We start from the raw sequence: 16,754 nt of genomic DNA, 5'->3' as shown, positions 1-16,754 counted from the left end.
TTTTCAACCCAGCAGCTTAGGAGGCGTCGGAGCCGTAGCAGAAGCTCGCAGCATGACGGATCACAAAGTCCACATCCTGCATCGTCACAATCCGCAGGCGGCCTTTCTTGCTGCCGGTGTACGGATCAACGGTGATGTCGAGGCCGCCCCACATGCCAAGGATCAAGTCTGCAAAATTACCAAAGAACAGATCGCCGTTTGCAATCTGGTTGGTCACCTCGGGCCGGTAGCCGTTCACAGAGTTACCGTTTTCCCAGATGGGTTGGCCGCTGGTGCTCGCGAATTTCTCTGTGCTCTTGAAGTGCCCCCGCATACGGGCGTTAAACGCATAAGCCATCGAATTGACATCGGCATTGTCCGCCGAGATTTCAGTCTCCATCTGGATCACTTCGCTCCAGGTCGGCAGCGCGACGCCGCCGCCAGATGCCGCCCCTGCAAAGTCGATGGCGTTCACGCCATTGGTGTTCTTGATCCCCAGCGGCTCATTTCCCGCACCAGACCCGTAGAACCCGGCTCGGTCGATAGTCAGTGCCAGAGCCGATGCAAGGTCACGGCGCACCAGGGCTTCAACATCCAGGCTGGATTGTTTCAGGGTGCGGCGGGTGATTTCCGAATAGGCCGCCACGGTCTTGGGGCTCATCTGACGCTGACCCAGACCAAGGATATCTTCCGGCGCATCATCGTTTTCACCGATCCAGTACCCTGAGGCACCCGATTCCTGCGTTGGAATATCAGGGTTGCCGGTCAGCCCACCAAGCGGTGTGGCAAGGCGCATCAGCACAGCGCGATTGCGCAGCATTTCGATAAAGCTCTGCGCCAACAGAGGAGAGCCAACCGAAAACCCACCAGTATCACCAGCACTGGAACCACTGCTATCAGTGTTCAGCGCACGGGTCAGAACCTCGGTCGGCACCATGACACCTTGTGCATCCCGGCCCATTTTCTGGGCAGCTGCATCAGAGGCTTCAAATTCAAATGCCGCGGCCTCTTGGGCGCGACGATTGGTCGGGTCAGCCAAAGCGCGCATGGCCCGGATAAAGGAGAACTGCCCGGCCTCGGCATCGGTCAGGCCAATGTCGCTGTTATCAGACAGGTGACGTTGAGTGCTGCGCTGGTGCAAATGGTCGTTCAGATCGCGCGTCATGTCCTCGACGCCTTTGCCTTCTGTGATCATCCGCATGGCCAGATCGCCAGCGTCATAGGCCGCACCCAGTTCGGTCAACTCACGAACGCGGGTCTGCTCCTGCTCACGACCACGGATCACAGCAGCGGCCTCAACATCGCTACCAACACCTGGATTAGCGCGTTCGAGCACTTCAATAATTTCGACGATTTCGCCGTTTTCATCCACTTTGGCCCGAACCTTATCGCCCTTGGCATCGCGGGTAATGATGGTGTTCATCTTGAGTTCCCTCTGTTGAGTATCAGCGGGCAAGCCATCCGCGCCCGTATCATTCCCCGCAGTTTGCCCTGCAGGCGCGCCACTTCCCTCTGGCGGATTTTCCGCACCCCGCCCCACACCAACGCTCTGGTCAGCGGGCACCGACACGATAGAAATCTCGTAGGGTTCCCATTCGGTGATCGTCACCAGGTTTGGCCGCCCCTCCCGCACCTCTTCCTCGATCTTGCTGACCGTGTAGCCCACCGACACATGGCGCCGGATTCCATCGACAATGTCCTGAAAGATCTCTTGCGCCCGGGGGCTGTTGCCAAACCGGACAACCGCACGCCCCATCTGGTCGCTATCAACGCGGGCTTTTTCAACGACACCAACCTGATCGTCCCAGTCATGGCCAACCAGGACCGCGCCGCCGTCATTCAGGCGCTGCAGCTTCACCGCCTTGCGCTTGTGCGACAGCACTTCCTCGCCAAACCAGCGCAACACGGGCGTGGTGCTGGAAAAGGCCAGCTCTACTGTGCGCGCCGCTTCATCGATGGCGCCAACCTCAACAGTCCGCAACAGCCCACGGCTGGCGCCCTGCTCACCTGCGTTGATCTGTTCTGGTGTGATGTCTCGGGTCAGCGACCGGCCAATCAATTCAGTCGCCCGCGTTGTTTCCGTCTTCGTTGTCTTCACCGGGGGTTCCGGTTTGGGGGGTACTGCCTTGCTGGCCATTGCCCTGCCCTCCTTTGAGTTTTCCTGTCATGACTGCGGTGATGATGTCTTCCGAGATGCCTGCGGCACGCATGCCCTCAATGTCGGCTGCGATCTCGGCATAGACGTCCTGGGGATCTCGCCCGCGTTCGCGGATCACCTGGCCGTGCGATTTGATCAGGTTGTCCATCGCCTCAACGTCGGCTTTCACATCCTTGGCCGGGTCGATCCATTCCCAGCGCCGAGGTTGGAATTGCACATCCATGAACTTCTGCCGCTTGGCCGCTGGCAGAGGTGAGCCGTTCTCAAGCGTGATGCGACCACCCAGCAGAGCAAAGGAAAGCCAGCGCTCATAAACCGGCAGAGCAAAGCTCTCGATCAGGCTCTCCTGCAGCTCTTTCCAATGGTCCCGCTCTGCCAGCATGCCGTGGCGAATGCTGGAAAAGTTCACGCCCTCAAGGTCATTGGACAGATCGTTGTAAGCAACACCTAAGCCGCTGGCGACACCCCGCAGCATATGCTTGGAGAACACCGCCATTTCGCCGTTGGGATACTGGGAATTGCTGTCAACAATCTTCGCGCCACCTGGTATGCTTTGATAAATACCCGGCTCGCTCTCGATCTCGATGCCCTCTTCTGCTTCATCTTCGGTAAGATCGGGCCCACGGCCATCTTCCCAAGCGATAAACCCTTGCCGGTTGGCGCCGTCACGAGCCGCAACCAAGGCTGACTTTTCAAATTCACCCAGCTGGTGCATGCGCCACAGGGCAGTGGCCATCCAGGGCAGGCCCCGTTTTTGCCCCACGATATCAGCCTCAAACCAATGAACGATCTCATCGGCCGGCACTTTTACAAAACCACGGCCACCATAGTTATAGTCAGCCTCATTCGGGCTTAGCGTGGTGAAGTAATAGGCAATGGGTCGGCCAAGCTTGGTGTACTCAATGCCCGCCCGGATAAACCCACCACCAGGGCGTTTTTCCTCGTCCAAGTCCACCGGGCAGCGCATAGGGTCCAGCACCTGCAGGGCAAAGCCCCATGGCCCGGCGTCCCGTCCATAAACAAAACGCACCATGAATTCGCCGTCGGTGACACAACCGTTGATCAGCTCTTTCTGGATCTGGCGGAAAGACCGGCGCCCGGTCACATCGCAATTCTGCGCCTTGCACCAGGACTTCCAGGCCCGTTCAATGGCGCGATTGGCGCCCTGATCCAGCGTGCCGCTGCTGCCATCCTTGCTGCTGGCTTGCAGCACCAGCCCCTGTTGACCAACGATGTTGCGGCGCGCACTGCGCTGGAAGGCTTTGCCATATGGGTTGTTGGCGGCCTGCTCGCGAGACCGCGCCACTAGGGTGCGCCAGTTCCGGCGAATGATCTGATCCGCAGGCAGCGGGGTATTTGTCCAGCCACTGGTGAGCCGGTCATTCTGCCCCGCGTCGAAATTGCGGGTGCGCCCAGACCGGCGCTGGCGAGCCAGCATTGGCGGGGTCTTGCGGGCCGTCGCCTCCTGCACTGGGGCGGATCGCGAAAACAGCTTGCCAAACATCAGAACCGCACCTTGTATCGAGGACCAAGCCCGCCACCCCGGCGGGCGCGTTTCTGCCCCGCCAGCTCGGCGCGGTACTTGTCACGCAGTTTCAAAAGATCAGACATCGGCGTCCGGGTCAGCGAGCGGTTGTTGATCTGGTAGTGCTGCTGATCGATGGTCGCCCGGTTCTCGATCACCGCCTCAATGGCATCGAGAACCCGGCGCACATGGTCGCGCCCGTCATAGCCCTCGACTTGCGCCGCCAGATCAGGTGCTATTTTGACTTCACCAGTCTCAACTGTGACCACATCGCCGTCGCTGCTGGCCCGGATCTCATAGCGATATCGCCCCGGTTTCCAGCCCTTGGTGACAGAGGCAGCGGCGCGCAGCTCGTGATTCTCAAAATTGCTGACGCTGCTAATATCAATCTGGCTGGGACCGCGCAGGATCAGGTCAATCGACCAATCCGGGGCAGGGTAAACAGGCAGGCAAGCAGTAACCTTAAAGGTCACCCCTGCCCCGATTTCGCCGGGTAAAGTGCTCACATTCACGCCCTATTCAGATACCGCGCCGCCGCCTTTTGCTCTTAGGCTTCCACCGGCGCTTTCTCGCAGTCTCCGATAGTGGCGCCTCCCCTGCCTCTGGCGGTTTTTCCGCAGGGGCAGCGTCAGCCTCGGGCGTCTCTGGCAATTCAATGTCCCGGCCCTGCTCTTCCAGCGCCCGCACCAGGCGCGGGATATTGGGATTTAAGATGCGAAGGGCTGCATAGGCATAAACGCGGCAATCAAAGGCCTCGTTTCTGGGCCGCACATTGTGCCATTCACGCACGGTAAACCCCTTCACCTTCCGGGTGCGCAGGGCCTCGGCGGTGAACATATCGTACCAGTTTGGATCTCGGGTCAGAGGGAAGTGATTGTATCCCGGCCCCGGCTCGGCGATCCGGGCGCGCTGTGCCACCACCACCTTGGCCTCATCAACACCAATCGAGAATAGCTGCACCGGCCGCACCCCGCGTTGCTTTATTTTGCTGGGCGCGGTGACAATGGGACGGCCCCAGCCACCAACACCCTTGATGGCAAACAGCTTTCGACCAAGTCGCGCCCTAGCATAATCATAGGCCGCCTGCGTGTAGCCCGCCTCGCCTCCTGTATCGAGGCAGGCCGCTGTGATCCGCAGCTCGACCCCAGTCTCATGGGTCCAGGTTTCCTCTAGAAATTCGTCCAGCTCTTTCCACACATCTGGTCGCAACGGGTCGCCCCAAAGGGTTTTATAGCCAAGCGACCAGGATTCTTCGCCCAGTCCCCAGCCAACGGTTTCCACCTCCAGCCGATCACCCTGCATGTCGATGCCAGCAGTCACAACACCAACCCCCATCGGGGCTTGCGCCCCAAATTCTTTGGCCCGGGCCATCAGGGTGTCCGCCTCGAGCTTGTCGCCTTCCTCCTCCCACGTCTCAGCCAATGAAACGTTGACGAAGGTTTGCAGATCCCCTGCCGCCTTCTTGTCCAGGAAGCTCTGAACAATGTCTTTCAGGTTTCGAAAACAGCTATACAATTCAGGCAGATGGTATGACGCATGACCGCGAAACGGCTTCTTGGCGATCCAGCCACCGCCCAAACGCTCGGCATTTCTGATGGCAGCGCAACGCTCGCCATCATTCCAAGCTGTCCCGCAGCCTTCACCCTCACACAAATAAGTGGCCGTCTCTGACAGATGCAGGCCGTTGTCGTCTTTATCCCAATCCACTTGGGACCATTTCAGAACCTGCTTGTGATCGCAGTGCGGGCAAACCACATGGAAATAGCGCTGATCCCCTTCCTCGAATGCGCTTTCAATCCAGCTAGCGCCCTTGATCGTTGGCGTGCTGATTTCCAGCAAGAGGCGCTGGTCACCAAAGGTTGCGGCCCGCTGCCATAGCAGGCCAACCGGGTGGCCCTCATCTGTGCGGTCATAACCATCGGTCTCATCGCAAACGATAAACGGCGCAGACCGGCCGCGCATGGTCTTAGGTGATCCGGACCAACTGAACATGAGGAACCCGCCCGGGTAACTCTTCATGCGTTGGTTGTTCACCCCATCCCGCCCGCGGGGTTTGGCAATCAGTTCTTGCAAGTGTTCGTTGGCATCGACCAGAGGATTGAATTTGGTTTCCAGCCAGGTGGTCAGATCACCCTGGCTCGGTTGCATCATCAGCTGAGAAACTGGATTAAATCCGATACGGTAGGCCTGGGCGGCCAGTGCCGTCTGTGTCTTGCCGACCTGCGCCCCCCACATCAGCGTGATGCGGTTGCAACTCGGCTCGACGGTCATGTCGATCACTTCACGCTGATAAGGCGCATTATCAAACCGCATCGGCCCAGGCACAGCATTGCCGACCGGGATTTGAATATTGGCCTCGGCCCATTCTGATGGTTTCAGATTCGGCGGCGGTCGCAGAAAAGACCGCGCACGCCGAACCGCACGAATAACAGCGCGGGCATTGGAAAAATCAGCCCGGGCGTTCACGCACCTTTCGCCCCTTCGCCCTCGGCGCTGTCACCCTCATCGGTTTCAAGCTCGAGGTCTGCCTCATTGATCAGATCATCATCAGCCAGCGCACCGAGCGCGTGGTCGATCTCTTCCAGCAGAACCGCCTTGAAATTGGTCTCGTCCGTCTCGCCAATCAACCGGCGCGCAGCTCGGCCAGGCACCACATTGCGCATGCCCGCCCGCACCTCTCCGAAGGCCTTGGTCAAGGCGCGCTCCAGCTGCTCGACCGGGACCAACTCATCTTTGGCTTTTGCCAGATCCAGCTCTGCCTGTTCGGTTTCTGCAGCTAGCTTGCGCAAAATCAACTCGTCTTTGTTGGCGTGTGTGGTGTGGCTCGCCTCGGCTCGGATATCATCTTCGCGCCAATTGCGCACCTCGGCAGTATTGAACGTCCAGGCGCGACCGCGCCCACCACGTTGCACCACAGGACAGCTACGGCGGACCCAGCCTTCAACGGTGGGAAGTGACACCCCGAAGATTTTCGCCAACTCAGTTCGGTTTACATCCAAACCGCGTGTTTTCTTTTTCTTTACAGTCACTTGAACCTCTTATGAATATCAAACCTGTTTGTCTCGAAGAGCGAGGTGATTTGGTGTTTCGAAACGAATTTTCATATTCGTTTCATGTACTTGCCAGATCTATATAAACAACAACCCCAAGCCCCAGCGGCACGCACACATAATTTTCTGCGTATACGAACACCCTCACAGCATCCCCCTAGGGAAGGACCCGCGAATACAAGCGACCAACACCTGATGCTGCCGCCCTGCCGATCTGCATAGGCGTTGGCAGCAGCCAGCCCAGAAGGCTGAGGAGCAGTAGCCAAGGCTTTGGGCCCTCATTCACCACAACGCTCTGCACGCTCTCACTGCGCACCCCAGTGCGGCCTGAGCTTTGCTCAATCGAGCGGGCCTGTGATCGGCTGACCCGCTGATCCGTGAAGGCGGCGGTGCCAACTGTCTGAGCATTGGTGCGCCCAGCCTGCAGGTTCGCGGCCACGTTCGGCCCGCCCCCCATGACCCCAGCCAGCTTGCCAACAGCAGTGCCGCAAGCAGCCAGGATCAGGCAGAGAAAGAGGCCAGGCAGCATGCGCATCAACTGGGCACAGACACGTTATGCAAACACAGCGATTGCTTGCTGTCTGCGCGGCGATTGGTCAGCCCTCGGATACGTTGACCGCCTGCGTTCACCCACCTACGAAGCTCGTTACAAGCACCAATGTAGTCGCCCGCATTGGCCTTGCGCATCATGGTAGACCGGCAAACATTTGGCGAACCGACGTTATATGCCAGTTCCAGCATAGAGGCCTGCACCCCCGCTGGGATATCCGGGTTTGTCATACAGCCCGCGATATCCGCATAAAAGCTCTCAACGTCATCCTGCAGTCGCGCCACACATTCATCCATGGTGGCCGTGTCGCCTAGCCGGACCCCCTGCGTGTCGCCAAAGCAAATTGTCTCGACGCCAACAATATCCTTGTAGGCCTCAAGCCGAACCCCTTCCCACTGGGCAATGAATGGCGTGGCCAAAGCCATCACCACAGCGGCACTTGCCCCCGCTATTGCACCGCGTCGCCCAACGGCCCCACATTCATCGTTGCGAAAGCTCTGAAATGATCTGATGCCTTCCTGCATGATAACCCGCGCCGGGATTGCCAGCACATTGAACACCGACGCCACGACCGCAAACCAAATCGGGTTCCACCCCAGCAGGTCAGAGGACACAATGCTAAGAAATACGCCTAACGCCGAGACAATCGCGGCAATCATCATGAGGCGCACCGACCAGGCCCCCGACAGCACCTGTTTCCAGTCTTTAATGAGTTTCATGCGGCATCTCCTATTGGTTTTCTAGGTAATAGTTGGGCAACGGCAATGACCGGCGGTCGAGCCGCGCGCGGATGTCCACCAGTGTTTCGAGAATGCGGTCTAAGGTGGCGTCTTGGGCGCTGATCCGTTGTTCGACCTGGCGCAGACGCGGGCCGAGGTCTTCTAACTGGCGCTCAAGACGCTCGAAATCATCCAGCGCCACAACCTGCCCGTCGAGACGGTCAAGCTTCGCCTCGGTGACTTCCATGCGGGTGTTGAATTGGCCCCAGGCAAACGCCAGAGAAGCAAGAATAGTGATCAGACTCAAAATCGTGCCTAGAGAAATATTCTTGTTAATAAATGGTTGCGACATGCAACGGCACCCCTTGTTCGCAATCTGGAAGCGCTCGCGCGACCATAGAGTTGCAGACATCATGGGCTTATTAGAAGTTGTTTGCCTCTGGCGGTTTTTCTAAGGTCAACTCCGCATATTCATTGAGTGCCGGGCCTCACTCGCTGCGCTCGGCCCACGCCGTGGTCATCAATTCGGAATGGTGCGGATACACGCCAGACGCCAAGCACAATTGCCGCGGTTCCAATGTCAGCCTGTTCAAGGTCGGGGAGTTCATAGGGGCGTTGCACATCCAAAATTACTGGCTCTATTTCACCGAGACGGAAGATAAATACTGCAAGCAGCAAGGCTGGCTGGGAAGATCAGCCTCACCATATACGGCTTCGGGTCGGCTTCCGGTGACACTAAACCCGCGAGTGATGTTGACCCTTTGATTGTCACCACAGCACCGAGCTTGCATCCTGTCAGTTAGCTATAGCGTGTAAACGACGGCTCACTGAATCTATTGCCTACGCCCACATCACCATGCTCTAGAATGCAGAAGAGGCGCATCTTCAGTTCATCAAAACAGCGTGGGCGGTTTGTCTGGCGCGATCCGCGAGGACCGTTTTGACGGTGATCTGGTGGTGCTAGCGTCTGAACACTCACAGTTGCACGGACTAAACCCACACCCAAGTTAAGACGATCTGTTGGTGAATACGAGAGTTTTGCATCATTCGGAAGCCAAGAGTTTGCAACCTCGCCTTCTCGCCACCACTCAACTAGCTCAGGGCAAGCGGAAGACCTTAATAAACTCATTTGAAATTATATCTGGTGCTTGAGTGTTTTCAACATTGTACATTCGCGCATAGTAACCTTCAGTTTCGATAAGGCGAACCGCGTCCTCAATGTCTGCTACCCACGTATAATTGACCTCACGCTTCCGTTCATCCGCAGTAAGATGTGGTGCCGTGAGTTGGTACTCGCCACGTTCTTTCATCGGTGTAAGACGATGAATTGTTCCGTTTTTGCTCGAAATCCCGATAATAACGTAAACCATATGTAAAAAACCTCAAGTTGTGATCAGTGCAGGTCCGACGGTACGTGCTCTTCAGCACCACATCCATCGAAATGGGAGCCTCAACCGCAACCGATTGCAAGTTTTAAGCAATGACCAGGTCCATCATTGTCAGGCACCCGTCGCATCCGCAATTCCGGCGGGATCACCTGCCGGAAAATGCATGCCCGCCTTCAACAGCCGAACATCCTCACCCTCGACTAAGATTGCATCGGCCGCGTTGGTGGGCAGACCTGAAACATCGACTCCTCCGCAGATTGTCCCATTGGGCGTGACGAATGCCATCTCCTCGCCGATCACATAGACGTAACGCGCGAAACCCTGTCCATAGAGACCATCGGTGCCCTTCGGATATTTCTTGAATATCACCTTATTATATTGTGGTTCGAGCAACCGCACAAATGCCTTCTCCGCGTCAGCCACGATGCGCTTGCCATCGTAGGTTCCGGTTAAGAGCTCGTCATCTACGTCATCTGCGTCGCTGATTGTCGTCATGATCAGCGGGTCTGCCGTGAATAGGAAAAGCGTGACTTCATCCGACACTCGCGCTCCAGGCGTGAGCGGATATTCACTCGACAGGATCTCCATCCGTTTTTCATGTCCTTTTTTGATGAGCCGGTCAAAACTGTCCCCCTTCTTGGCGATACCGATGTAGAGCAGGTCGAATGTCGACAGCGCTCGGCTGTTTTCGAGACCATAGATGCCGGAACGACCGCGCACGGCATTCCAAAGCAAAGATTCCGTCGAGAACCATTCGAGAACCTCAGAGCCGGGTGCGTGCGGCTTGTCGCTCCAAAACCTAAAGCCAGCTCCGGCACTATCTATTTCTAGGAGGAAGCCTTCTCCCGCATGGGAAGCAACGCCAGGCAACTCGTGAGGCTTAATCATGACTGGCACAGCTGGACGCTCACGGATCATGAAGTCGAATTTTAGCGTCTCGCCGCTTTCAGTCATTTCGAAGTTGCGCAAGCGCGCCTCAGGACGGGCTCCAATCATGTAGAAGTCGCTGAGCCGCAGCTGTCTCTCGACCTCTTTGTCATTTTTGAGAGCCGATGCAAACGAAGAAGATATAGGGGGGTAGACGGTTCGAAGCACCGTGAGCTTTGTTTTCGTTTTCATGGCCTCATCCCATTGGTAGTGTTCTCAATTTCGAAATTTATACCGTTCTGAACAGAGCATTTCTGTGTTGCCTACGCCCCACTATCCCCAGCTTAGTGGCTAGCAGTTTGGGACAACAACCCTCCGTCATAATTTAAGAGCCAAAATGGCCGTTTGGCCGGTGACGCAAACGTATGAATTTTGACTTTTAGTGGTCCAAAAAATTGAGCAGAAACCAAATCCGCCGGCCGTTCTTCTAACGCAGCCTCGAACAAATCAGCCCTTGCGAACCGCATGGAAGATAATCTGTAAAGCAGCAGGCAGATCGTCCTTTTTCTTTACTTTGAAGCGCGTGTTACCACGGTCGTCTTTGATTTCGAGGCGCGCAACTGGTTCAAAGTGATCGACCGCACCACGAACCGTAATGGAAATTTCGTCGATGCGCGGCTGGACAATGACATACCAGAAGTTGTCTGGGGTTTCGCTGAAGTTGCGGGACTTGCCACGCTTCAATTCACCAGGCGATTTTCGCCGAACCCCTGTGAGCAGTTGCTCAGCCACTTGCGCAGTTGTCTCCGAAAGTTCTGATTTTGCGAGTCGGAGAAATTCTCGATCACCAGGACTAAAGGACATCTGATGGGGGGCATCTAGGCTTGTGACTTCATCCGCGCCCTTCTCGCATGGACCTATCGCTATCCCTATTGTTTTGGAGGTCGTCCCAACATTGATTGGCGATACGTCTTCAAGATCAAAATGCAGGTGCTGGTTATCGGCGTCATAGTCATACGAACGAAACAACAGAACGCTTTGCGGACCTATGGCATGGCCTGCATTCCCAAAATGTCGGACTTGGTGAGGCGGCATGTCGAATGCCCAGATACCAGGCTTGATCTCAAGCACGCTAGTCGCGGTCATTTTCAGGGTCATGATCACACCTTCCGATAAACTTCTATCTGCGCAGATAGTCTGACAGACAGAGTCTGTCAAGAGTATGCCTTGACTCTAGGAAATGCTTGGACACAAACCCTTGGCAAGACCTTTGCCAGTTTTGTCACATTTTTGGCATTTCCATTGAAGTCAACTTTAGCCGCATTGCAGAAAATTGGCGGTGAGGGTTCAAAGCGGCCTGTTTTGCAAAGGGCGCTTTTTGCGTATAACTGCCGCTGAAGCTGACTGCGGCAAACGTCCGGTTCCCGCCCCTAATAGGGGAATGCAGCATCGCGCACCAAGGCGTGAAAGATACTGTTAGCCGACATTGTAAGTGAAAGCCCCGAAAAGACCGCTTTTTCATCTCTGGCGGGTTTCAAGTGTTACACACCCTAGCTCGCCAGTAGTCGGCGGCATCCAGCAGCCCCTTGGCAGTCTTCTGCTCTATACCCAGCTCGCTTGCAATGTCGGAAAGCTGTGCGCCTCCATCATTCAGACGCAGCGCATGATCAGCCAGATACGCTTTACGTAAGGCGTGGCAACTGGGCAGCTCAGTAATCAAATTGCCATGGCTGAAACTCAGACGCATAGCTGCCTCTAGGCCGATCATTGAGACAATCCGATGATCCTCAGGCATTTCAGCCGGGATATAGAGCTGACGCCGCCATCGGCGCTTGCCGCTCGCCCGTGTCCCCTCCATGAGCCGCACAGCGTTGCCGCGACCAATGATTTCAGCGATATCCTCGACACTCCCTGGCAAGGGCGCTCTGCCCCCTCTGCCCTCAGCAAACTCGGCCAGTGGGTAATGCACCACATCTGGCAAAGTGAGCTGCAAGGCCAGTGCCTTGGGGGCCTCTCTCTTTACTGCTAACCGCCCAGCGCGCTGGGCGATGTCTAGGAGGGTGCGAAGTTGCTTAATTTCTGCCCGCTGCTCTTGCTCAACACCCATAGCTCGGCCCTTCGCTCGCGTGATCAAGATCTCCATCCCTTGAGCTGCCAGGATGGCTTTCTTCATTTTGAACACTTCGGTCTCGTGACCTTTACGATCCTCAATGACCATGACGCCCAGCGCATTATCGACATAAACAAAGTCCGCACGGTAAACCCGCTGCTGGCGACCGCTGTCCGTCATGATGGGGCCATCACGGCCCTCTAGATCTATGTCGACCTGGCGGCGCAGACCGCAGATGTCACCCACCTCCTGCAACACCAGCAACTCATGCCAGCGCTGGGCTTCTGTTTTGCTGTCAAAGCTCACGCCATCGACGACAGTGCGTTTGGTGCCTCTCACACGGCGCCGGTCCTCCTTGGGTGTCCTTTGCTGTGCCCGATTGAACTCGGCAGCTGTCATGCGCTCTGTCATTTTCTTTTCCTCTGCTCGTATGCTCTGATTTTGTTGCCTGCGAATTTCAAGGCAGCCGCGATGTCTCGTGCTACTGGATCAGTCTTGGCTCGTGTTGCCTGCGCTTGATGAGCCCCACATATCTCGTCGAGGCTATGAAAATGGATACGCCTCATCGAGGTGGTGATTATTCCTTTCACGGGAGCCGTCAGAACGCAGTCGCCTGCGACCGGATCAATGGTCACCACGGCATCACCAAACACGATGCCATTTCGTTCAGGATCTGAATGGGGGGAAGTCATAGGTTGATCCCTGCTGTCCGGCATTGTTCGACGGTCACCAGCTGAGCCGTGATGCATTCGCCTGCAGAGGCTGCGGTGATGTGTCGGCAGATGAAGGTCTTGCCTTCCAGGATGGTCTTGGCCCGAGCCTTGAGGATCTTTTTTGGATCCACTGGCTCTTTGGGTTTCGTGACAAGCTGGCGCCAGCGTTTCTGTTTCAGCCAGTTTTCGGAATAGAGGATGTACCGGGGCTTGTTGCCTTCCTGCTCAACCGCATAGGCCTTGGCCCCTGCCAGCATCTCCTGCGGGTCAGCCCCCTCGCCCAGCGCGGTGCGCAGCTCATCCTCGGTTTTTTCTGCATCGCCCATTCGTGGGTAGGCACTCGAGAACTTCGAAATGAATTCCTGAAAATCAAAATCCAAGTCTTGTGTGTGGTCGGCGTCAGCCGGACATAAGGTTCTATAATGGTTAAAAGGATGGTTTGGGTGCATCTCCTGCACCGGTAGGGGTGCATTTCCTGCACCTGTCGGGTGCATCTCCTGCACGGGTGCATTTCCTGCACCCGCTATATGTTGTGGGACGGGTGCATTTCCTGCACGGGTCGAAGGGAGTGACAGGACTGCTCCCAAGTCGATCCGGTACTCAACAGTGAAGCCATTTCTGCACTTTCTCTGCCCAACCTCAAAGACAATCCCTGCCGCCACCAGCTCTGAGACATGCGTCTGCACGGTGCGTTTGCTCTTCATCTCAAGATCGGCGGCCATGTTGCCTTTGCTGACCCAGATGCCGGACCCGTCGTCGCTGGCGGCGTCAGCCATATACAGCAGGATCGACTTCTTCGTCGGCGAGCCAACAGACCGGCGCCTGATCAGCGAGTAGAGTTCAATACTCATGCCGCCCTCTCCCTCGCTTGCTCAAAAAACGCAGGTGCATCCGGATCAGTGAGGATCACCAGCAAGGCAATGTGGCTGGCTGGTGAGGTTACCGCTCCCCACCAGTTCAGCGCTGTTTGAAAGCTCACGTCGCAATACAGCGCCACTTCGCGTGGACTGTGGAAACGAGCGTGGAAATACGCGGACCAAAGGTCGGGTGCGCTTGCTTTCAACTCATAGGGGTCAAACTGATTTGACCAAGATCTTTGCCCAGCGCCCGCGGTATTCTGCGGACATGGTTTTTCATTGTTCACAACCAGGGTCAGGCGGGGACGGCTCATGCTGCGTCCCTCCCCTTTTCTCCGTCTGGCGCTACTTGGAGAAAAGAGAACATCGAGCGCGGAGGCTCTTCTATTCCCTTTTCCCGGGCCATCCGGCACAGCGCGTCATACCAGGAAGCAGGGATTGTCCCCTCCTGCATGTGCGTGTGCACGGTGGTCGGTTTTTTGTTAAGACGCGTGGCTACGGCACGGTAACCGCCCAGCGTTTGGATCAAATTTCGAGTGGTCATGCAAAACCGATAGTCCGAAATATTTGAACTATCAAGATCCAACAATCAGAAAGTTCACTTTATTCGGATTTACGTTAGGCAGGTTTCATGGACATTGAAGAAAAAGAACGGCGCGCACTCACTGGCGATGTAAGCCCAGAAGCCATCCGAACCCGCCTACTTGCGGCAAGGGTTTCGATTGGCATGCAGCAACTCGAAGTCGCAAAAGAGCTAGGGCTAAAGAAAACAACGTTCCACTCGCAGGAAAGCCGCGGGGCGCCAGGTATAAAAACAATGCGCTACTATTATCGACAACACCGCATCGACTTTAATTTTATTTTACACGGGGACTTTGCTCAGCTCCCTCAGAATGTCCAGGACAAGCTTTTCTCTGCACTGCAAAGCGCATAGCCCCAAGCGGGTCAAACACCCAATTCAAATCAAAACCAGCCCGCCGCAAACGGGCTGCCAACCTTATCACCATAACTACTCGATTCTTATATGTTCTACTTTTGTTCTCATTTTGGACGTCCCGCGGCAAGACCTGCAATCTCATTAATCCGATATTTTTGAACTTTACTATTGCCGATCCATTTTTTTCGGACTAGACATCCACCATCAACCGATGGAGAATTAGATGTCTGCTCAACAAACACAGAACATTCATTTGGCCCGCAAAATCGCCCTGCAGCCAGAAAAATACATTGACGATCCAAGTCAATTCACGACGGCTTGGGCCGCGCTAAAGGCCGCCCGCGGCCAGAGCATCGACACCAGTCGTCTGCACGCAGCCCACCTGATTGACCGTCCCCTGCCCGCCTCTGAACCAACTGAGATCGAAAAGTGCATGCAACGCGTCGCGGATAAGACCCGTGAACTCATCCAAGCCCGCCGATCCAATTTGCCGCCAGCCGCTTGAAGACTTTGACGATGCTGCCCAGTAATATCACTTTCACTGACACCAGTAGCAAGAACTCCGCTGCTGCAGGGGCGCGGCTCAGCCGCCACTCACGTGAACCAGCCGCGCCCCAGAAAACACAACCCAACAACAGACAAAGGAGAGCGATCGATGGGTGAGCGACCGGTATTTAAACCAGCTGACCTGAGACGCGCCGTAACGGAATGGGCAGCACAAGGATTTTCCGTGCGAATAGAACCTGACGGAAGTGTTTTAATCACTCCAGCTACTGCGCAGCCCGTACAAGATCCCTTTGACCTGGTAGATATGAAACGATGAGGCGAAACCTTCCAGCACACGTCTATGACAAGTATGGCATCCTGTACTTCCAGCGCAGAGGCTACAAGTCAGCACGCATTGCCGCACGACCCGGCAGCAAAGAGTTTGCCTTGGAGTACGCAGCACTGCTGAATGGTGCGCAGCCTGCCCCACCGTCGGGAAAGACCTTCTCGTCGCTGGTGACGAGCTATGAGCGAAGTCAGCGATACCGGAACTTAGCCCCTCGCACTGCAAGGGACTACGACAAGGTGCTGGCATGGGTACGAAAGAAACTCGGTCCACTGCCAGTCGACAAAATGCGCCGCAAGGATTTGATCCGGGCCCGTGACGCCAACGCTGAAACCGTCCGGTTTGCCAACTACATCGTCCAAGTGGTGCGTATCCTATTGGAACATGCCATCGATATTGGCTGGCGTGATGACAATCCGGCCAAGGGCGTATCGCTACTGAAATCCGAAACTCCAGCTCGGCAACCGTGGCCACCTGAAAAGATCGACGCATTCAGAGAACACGCCAGCGGGCGGGCGTTGTTAATTTTCGAACTGTGCCTTGGGACAGGTCAGCGCATCGGGGATGTGCTCAAAATGCGCTGGAGCGACATTTCCGGTGACGGCATCAACGTAACCCAAGGAAAGACTGGAACGGTGCTTTGGGTGCCCTTCACCGCGCCGCTGAGAATGCTAATCTCCGAGACACCTAAAGTCGGACCTACAATTTGCGCCTGGGGGCGTGGAAAGCCTTCAAGCTATCGCAGCGCCCACGAGCTGGTCATGAATGTTCGAAAACAGATTGGAGCGGAAACCTACGACCTGCACGGTCTTCGATATGCTGCCGCCGCCGAACTTGCTTCGCTCGGGTGCTCTGATGAACTGATCATGTCTGTGACCGGCCACCAAACACGGGCCATGGTAGCGCGTTACGCTGGATCTGCCCGGCAAGTAACAAGGGCCAGGGAGGCGCAGAAACTCAGAAAATAGCCCTATTCCTTCACCCGAAAGTCATCCCTCCCCTTAGTATCAGGCTACGCAAAGCACCCTTTCGACCATGAGTTCTCCCCACATAGAGCAAGCACATTTAG

At 56.1% G+C, this 16,754-nt stretch carries 19 protein-coding genes; 3 read left to right on the top strand and 16 right to left on the bottom strand.

The annotated features are described in order from the left end of the window. Nucleotides 1–16: 16 nt before the first annotated feature. The 16 genes from QPJ95_RS14130 to QPJ95_RS24230 form a co-directional block, all read right to left on the bottom strand. Nucleotides 17–2,077 (bottom strand): phage major capsid protein, encoded by a 2,061-nt coding sequence (locus QPJ95_RS14130; RefSeq protein WP_270920394.1) that lies wholly within the window; start codon nucleotides 2,075–2,077, stop codon nucleotides 17–19. Next, on the bottom strand, nucleotides 2,040–3,641 hold the full coding sequence (locus QPJ95_RS14125; RefSeq protein ID WP_270920393.1) for a phage portal protein: 1,602 nt from the start codon (nucleotides 3,639–3,641) through the stop codon (nucleotides 2,040–2,042). The genes QPJ95_RS14130 and QPJ95_RS14125 overlap by 38 nt, the downstream gene beginning before the upstream one ends. After that, nucleotides 3,641–4,168: a hypothetical protein gene (locus tag QPJ95_RS14120; protein ID WP_270920392.1), complete on the bottom strand. Its 528-nt coding sequence runs from the start codon at nucleotides 4,166–4,168 to the stop codon at nucleotides 3,641–3,643. The genes QPJ95_RS14125 and QPJ95_RS14120 overlap by 1 nt, the downstream gene beginning before the upstream one ends. Nucleotides 4,169–4,181: 13 nt before the next feature. After that, nucleotides 4,182–6,128 (bottom strand): phage terminase large subunit family protein, encoded by a 1,947-nt coding sequence (locus QPJ95_RS14115; protein ID WP_270920391.1) that lies wholly within the window; start codon nucleotides 6,126–6,128, stop codon nucleotides 4,182–4,184. Further along, a complete protein-coding gene (locus QPJ95_RS14110) occupies nucleotides 6,125–6,691 on the bottom strand; it encodes a terminase small subunit (protein ID WP_270920390.1) in 567 nt (188 codons plus the stop codon). Before QPJ95_RS14110 ends, QPJ95_RS14115 begins: the two co-directional genes overlap by 4 nt. Nucleotides 6,692–6,869: 178 nt before the next feature. Continuing rightward, a complete protein-coding gene (locus tag QPJ95_RS14105) occupies nucleotides 6,870–7,241 on the bottom strand; it encodes a bacteriophage spanin2 family protein (protein WP_270920389.1) in 372 nt (123 codons plus the stop codon). A gap of 5 nt (nucleotides 7,242–7,246) precedes the next feature. Continuing rightward, nucleotides 7,247–7,981: a lysozyme gene (locus QPJ95_RS14100; protein WP_270920388.1), complete on the bottom strand. Its 735-nt coding sequence runs from the start codon at nucleotides 7,979–7,981 to the stop codon at nucleotides 7,247–7,249. Between the two features lie 10 nt (nucleotides 7,982–7,991). Beyond that, nucleotides 7,992–8,333: a hypothetical protein gene (locus QPJ95_RS14095; protein ID WP_270920387.1), complete on the bottom strand. Its 342-nt coding sequence runs from the start codon at nucleotides 8,331–8,333 to the stop codon at nucleotides 7,992–7,994. A gap of 745 nt (nucleotides 8,334–9,078) precedes the next feature. Then, the gene (locus tag QPJ95_RS14090; RefSeq protein WP_270920386.1) at nucleotides 9,079–9,351 is read right to left on the bottom strand and encodes a hypothetical protein; all 273 of its coding nucleotides are present in this window, start codon (nucleotides 9,349–9,351) and stop codon (nucleotides 9,079–9,081) included. Nucleotides 9,352–9,480: 129 nt separating this feature from the next. Further along, the gene (locus tag QPJ95_RS14085; protein WP_270920385.1) at nucleotides 9,481–10,488 is read right to left on the bottom strand and encodes a hypothetical protein; all 1,008 of its coding nucleotides are present in this window, start codon (nucleotides 10,486–10,488) and stop codon (nucleotides 9,481–9,483) included. 255 nt (nucleotides 10,489–10,743) lie between these two features. Further along, complete coding sequence (locus tag QPJ95_RS14080; RefSeq protein ID WP_270920384.1) at nucleotides 10,744–11,394, bottom strand: hypothetical protein; 651 nt, start codon at nucleotides 11,392–11,394, stop codon at nucleotides 10,744–10,746. A 376-nt stretch (nucleotides 11,395–11,770) separates the two neighbouring features. Then, nucleotides 11,771–12,757, bottom strand: coding sequence for a DUF1064 domain-containing protein (locus tag QPJ95_RS14075; protein WP_270920383.1), 987 nt, complete (start codon nucleotides 12,755–12,757; stop codon nucleotides 11,771–11,773). Beyond that, nucleotides 12,754–13,038, bottom strand: a complete 285-nt coding sequence (locus tag QPJ95_RS14070; RefSeq protein ID WP_270920382.1) for a hypothetical protein — start codon at nucleotides 13,036–13,038, stop codon at nucleotides 12,754–12,756. Before QPJ95_RS14070 ends, QPJ95_RS14075 begins: the two co-directional genes overlap by 4 nt. Beyond that, nucleotides 13,035–13,910 carry a helix-turn-helix domain-containing protein gene (locus QPJ95_RS14065; RefSeq protein WP_270920381.1) on the bottom strand — a complete coding sequence of 292 codons (876 nt, stop codon included), beginning with the start codon at nucleotides 13,908–13,910 and terminating at the stop codon, nucleotides 13,035–13,037. The genes QPJ95_RS14070 and QPJ95_RS14065 overlap by 4 nt, the downstream gene beginning before the upstream one ends. After that, complete coding sequence (locus QPJ95_RS14060) at nucleotides 13,907–14,230, bottom strand: hypothetical protein (RefSeq protein ID WP_270920380.1); 324 nt, start codon at nucleotides 14,228–14,230, stop codon at nucleotides 13,907–13,909. The genes QPJ95_RS14065 and QPJ95_RS14060 overlap by 4 nt, the downstream gene beginning before the upstream one ends. Next, nucleotides 14,227–14,460 (bottom strand): carph-isopro domain-containing protein, encoded by a 234-nt coding sequence (locus tag QPJ95_RS24230; protein WP_390923815.1) that lies wholly within the window; start codon nucleotides 14,458–14,460, stop codon nucleotides 14,227–14,229. The genes QPJ95_RS14060 and QPJ95_RS24230 overlap by 4 nt, the downstream gene beginning before the upstream one ends. An 87-nt stretch (nucleotides 14,461–14,547) precedes the next feature. On the opposite strand from QPJ95_RS24230, the gene QPJ95_RS14055 reads away from it, so the two are divergent. From QPJ95_RS14055 to QPJ95_RS14045, 3 genes are all read left to right on the top strand, one after another. After that, nucleotides 14,548–14,850 (top strand): XRE family transcriptional regulator, encoded by a 303-nt coding sequence (locus QPJ95_RS14055; protein ID WP_270920379.1) that lies wholly within the window; start codon nucleotides 14,548–14,550, stop codon nucleotides 14,848–14,850. A 226-nt stretch (nucleotides 14,851–15,076) separates the two neighbouring features. Continuing rightward, on the top strand, nucleotides 15,077–15,358 hold the full coding sequence (locus tag QPJ95_RS14050) for a hypothetical protein (protein ID WP_270920378.1): 282 nt from the start codon (nucleotides 15,077–15,079) through the stop codon (nucleotides 15,356–15,358). Between the two features lie 314 nt (nucleotides 15,359–15,672). Next, entirely contained in the window at nucleotides 15,673–16,653 is a 981-nt protein-coding gene (locus tag QPJ95_RS14045; protein ID WP_270920377.1) for a tyrosine-type recombinase/integrase, read from the top strand. Nucleotides 16,654–16,754: the final 101 nt, after the last annotated feature.

The organism is Parasedimentitalea psychrophila, assembly GCF_030285785.1.
Classification (GTDB): Bacteria; Pseudomonadota; Alphaproteobacteria; order Rhodobacterales; family Rhodobacteraceae; genus Parasedimentitalea; species Parasedimentitalea psychrophila.
The sequence above is the reverse complement of the archived record's forward strand: the minus strand, read 5'-3'. Positions and strand labels throughout refer to the sequence as shown.

Coding starts and splice junctions, on each gene's coding strand:
- QPJ95_RS14090 (WP_270920386.1), bottom strand. CDS start 9,351: ATGGTTTACGTTATTATCGGGATTTCGAGCAAAAACGGAACAATTCAT.
- QPJ95_RS14045 (WP_270920377.1), top strand. CDS start 15,673: ATGAGGCGAAACCTTCCAGCACACGTCTATGACAAGTATGGCATCCTG.
- QPJ95_RS14105 (WP_270920389.1), bottom strand. CDS start 7,241: ATGCTGCCTGGCCTCTTTCTCTGCCTGATCCTGGCTGCTTGCGGCACT.
- QPJ95_RS14095 (WP_270920387.1), bottom strand. CDS start 8,333: ATGTCGCAACCATTTATTAACAAGAATATTTCTCTAGGCACGATTTTG.
- QPJ95_RS14050 (WP_270920378.1), top strand. CDS start 15,077: ATGTCTGCTCAACAAACACAGAACATTCATTTGGCCCGCAAAATCGCC.
- QPJ95_RS14055 (WP_270920379.1), top strand. CDS start 14,548: ATGGACATTGAAGAAAAAGAACGGCGCGCACTCACTGGCGATGTAAGC.
- QPJ95_RS24230 (WP_390923815.1), bottom strand. CDS start 14,460: ATGACCACTCGAAATTTGATCCAAACGCTGGGCGGTTACCGTGCCGTA.
- QPJ95_RS14060 (WP_270920380.1), bottom strand. CDS start 14,230: ATGAGCCGTCCCCGCCTGACCCTGGTTGTGAACAATGAAAAACCATGT.
- QPJ95_RS14100 (WP_270920388.1), bottom strand. CDS start 7,981: ATGAAACTCATTAAAGACTGGAAACAGGTGCTGTCGGGGGCCTGGTCG.
- QPJ95_RS14070 (WP_270920382.1), bottom strand. CDS start 13,038: ATGACTTCCCCCCATTCAGATCCTGAACGAAATGGCATCGTGTTTGGT.
- QPJ95_RS14080 (WP_270920384.1), bottom strand. CDS start 11,394: ATGACCCTGAAAATGACCGCGACTAGCGTGCTTGAGATCAAGCCTGGT.
- QPJ95_RS14125 (WP_270920393.1), bottom strand. CDS start 3,641: ATGTTTGGCAAGCTGTTTTCGCGATCCGCCCCAGTGCAGGAGGCGACG.
- QPJ95_RS14065 (WP_270920381.1), bottom strand. CDS start 13,910: ATGAGTATTGAACTCTACTCGCTGATCAGGCGCCGGTCTGTTGGCTCG.
- QPJ95_RS14075 (WP_270920383.1), bottom strand. CDS start 12,757: ATGACAGAGCGCATGACAGCTGCCGAGTTCAATCGGGCACAGCAAAGG.
- QPJ95_RS14085 (WP_270920385.1), bottom strand. CDS start 10,488: ATGAAAACGAAAACAAAGCTCACGGTGCTTCGAACCGTCTACCCCCCT.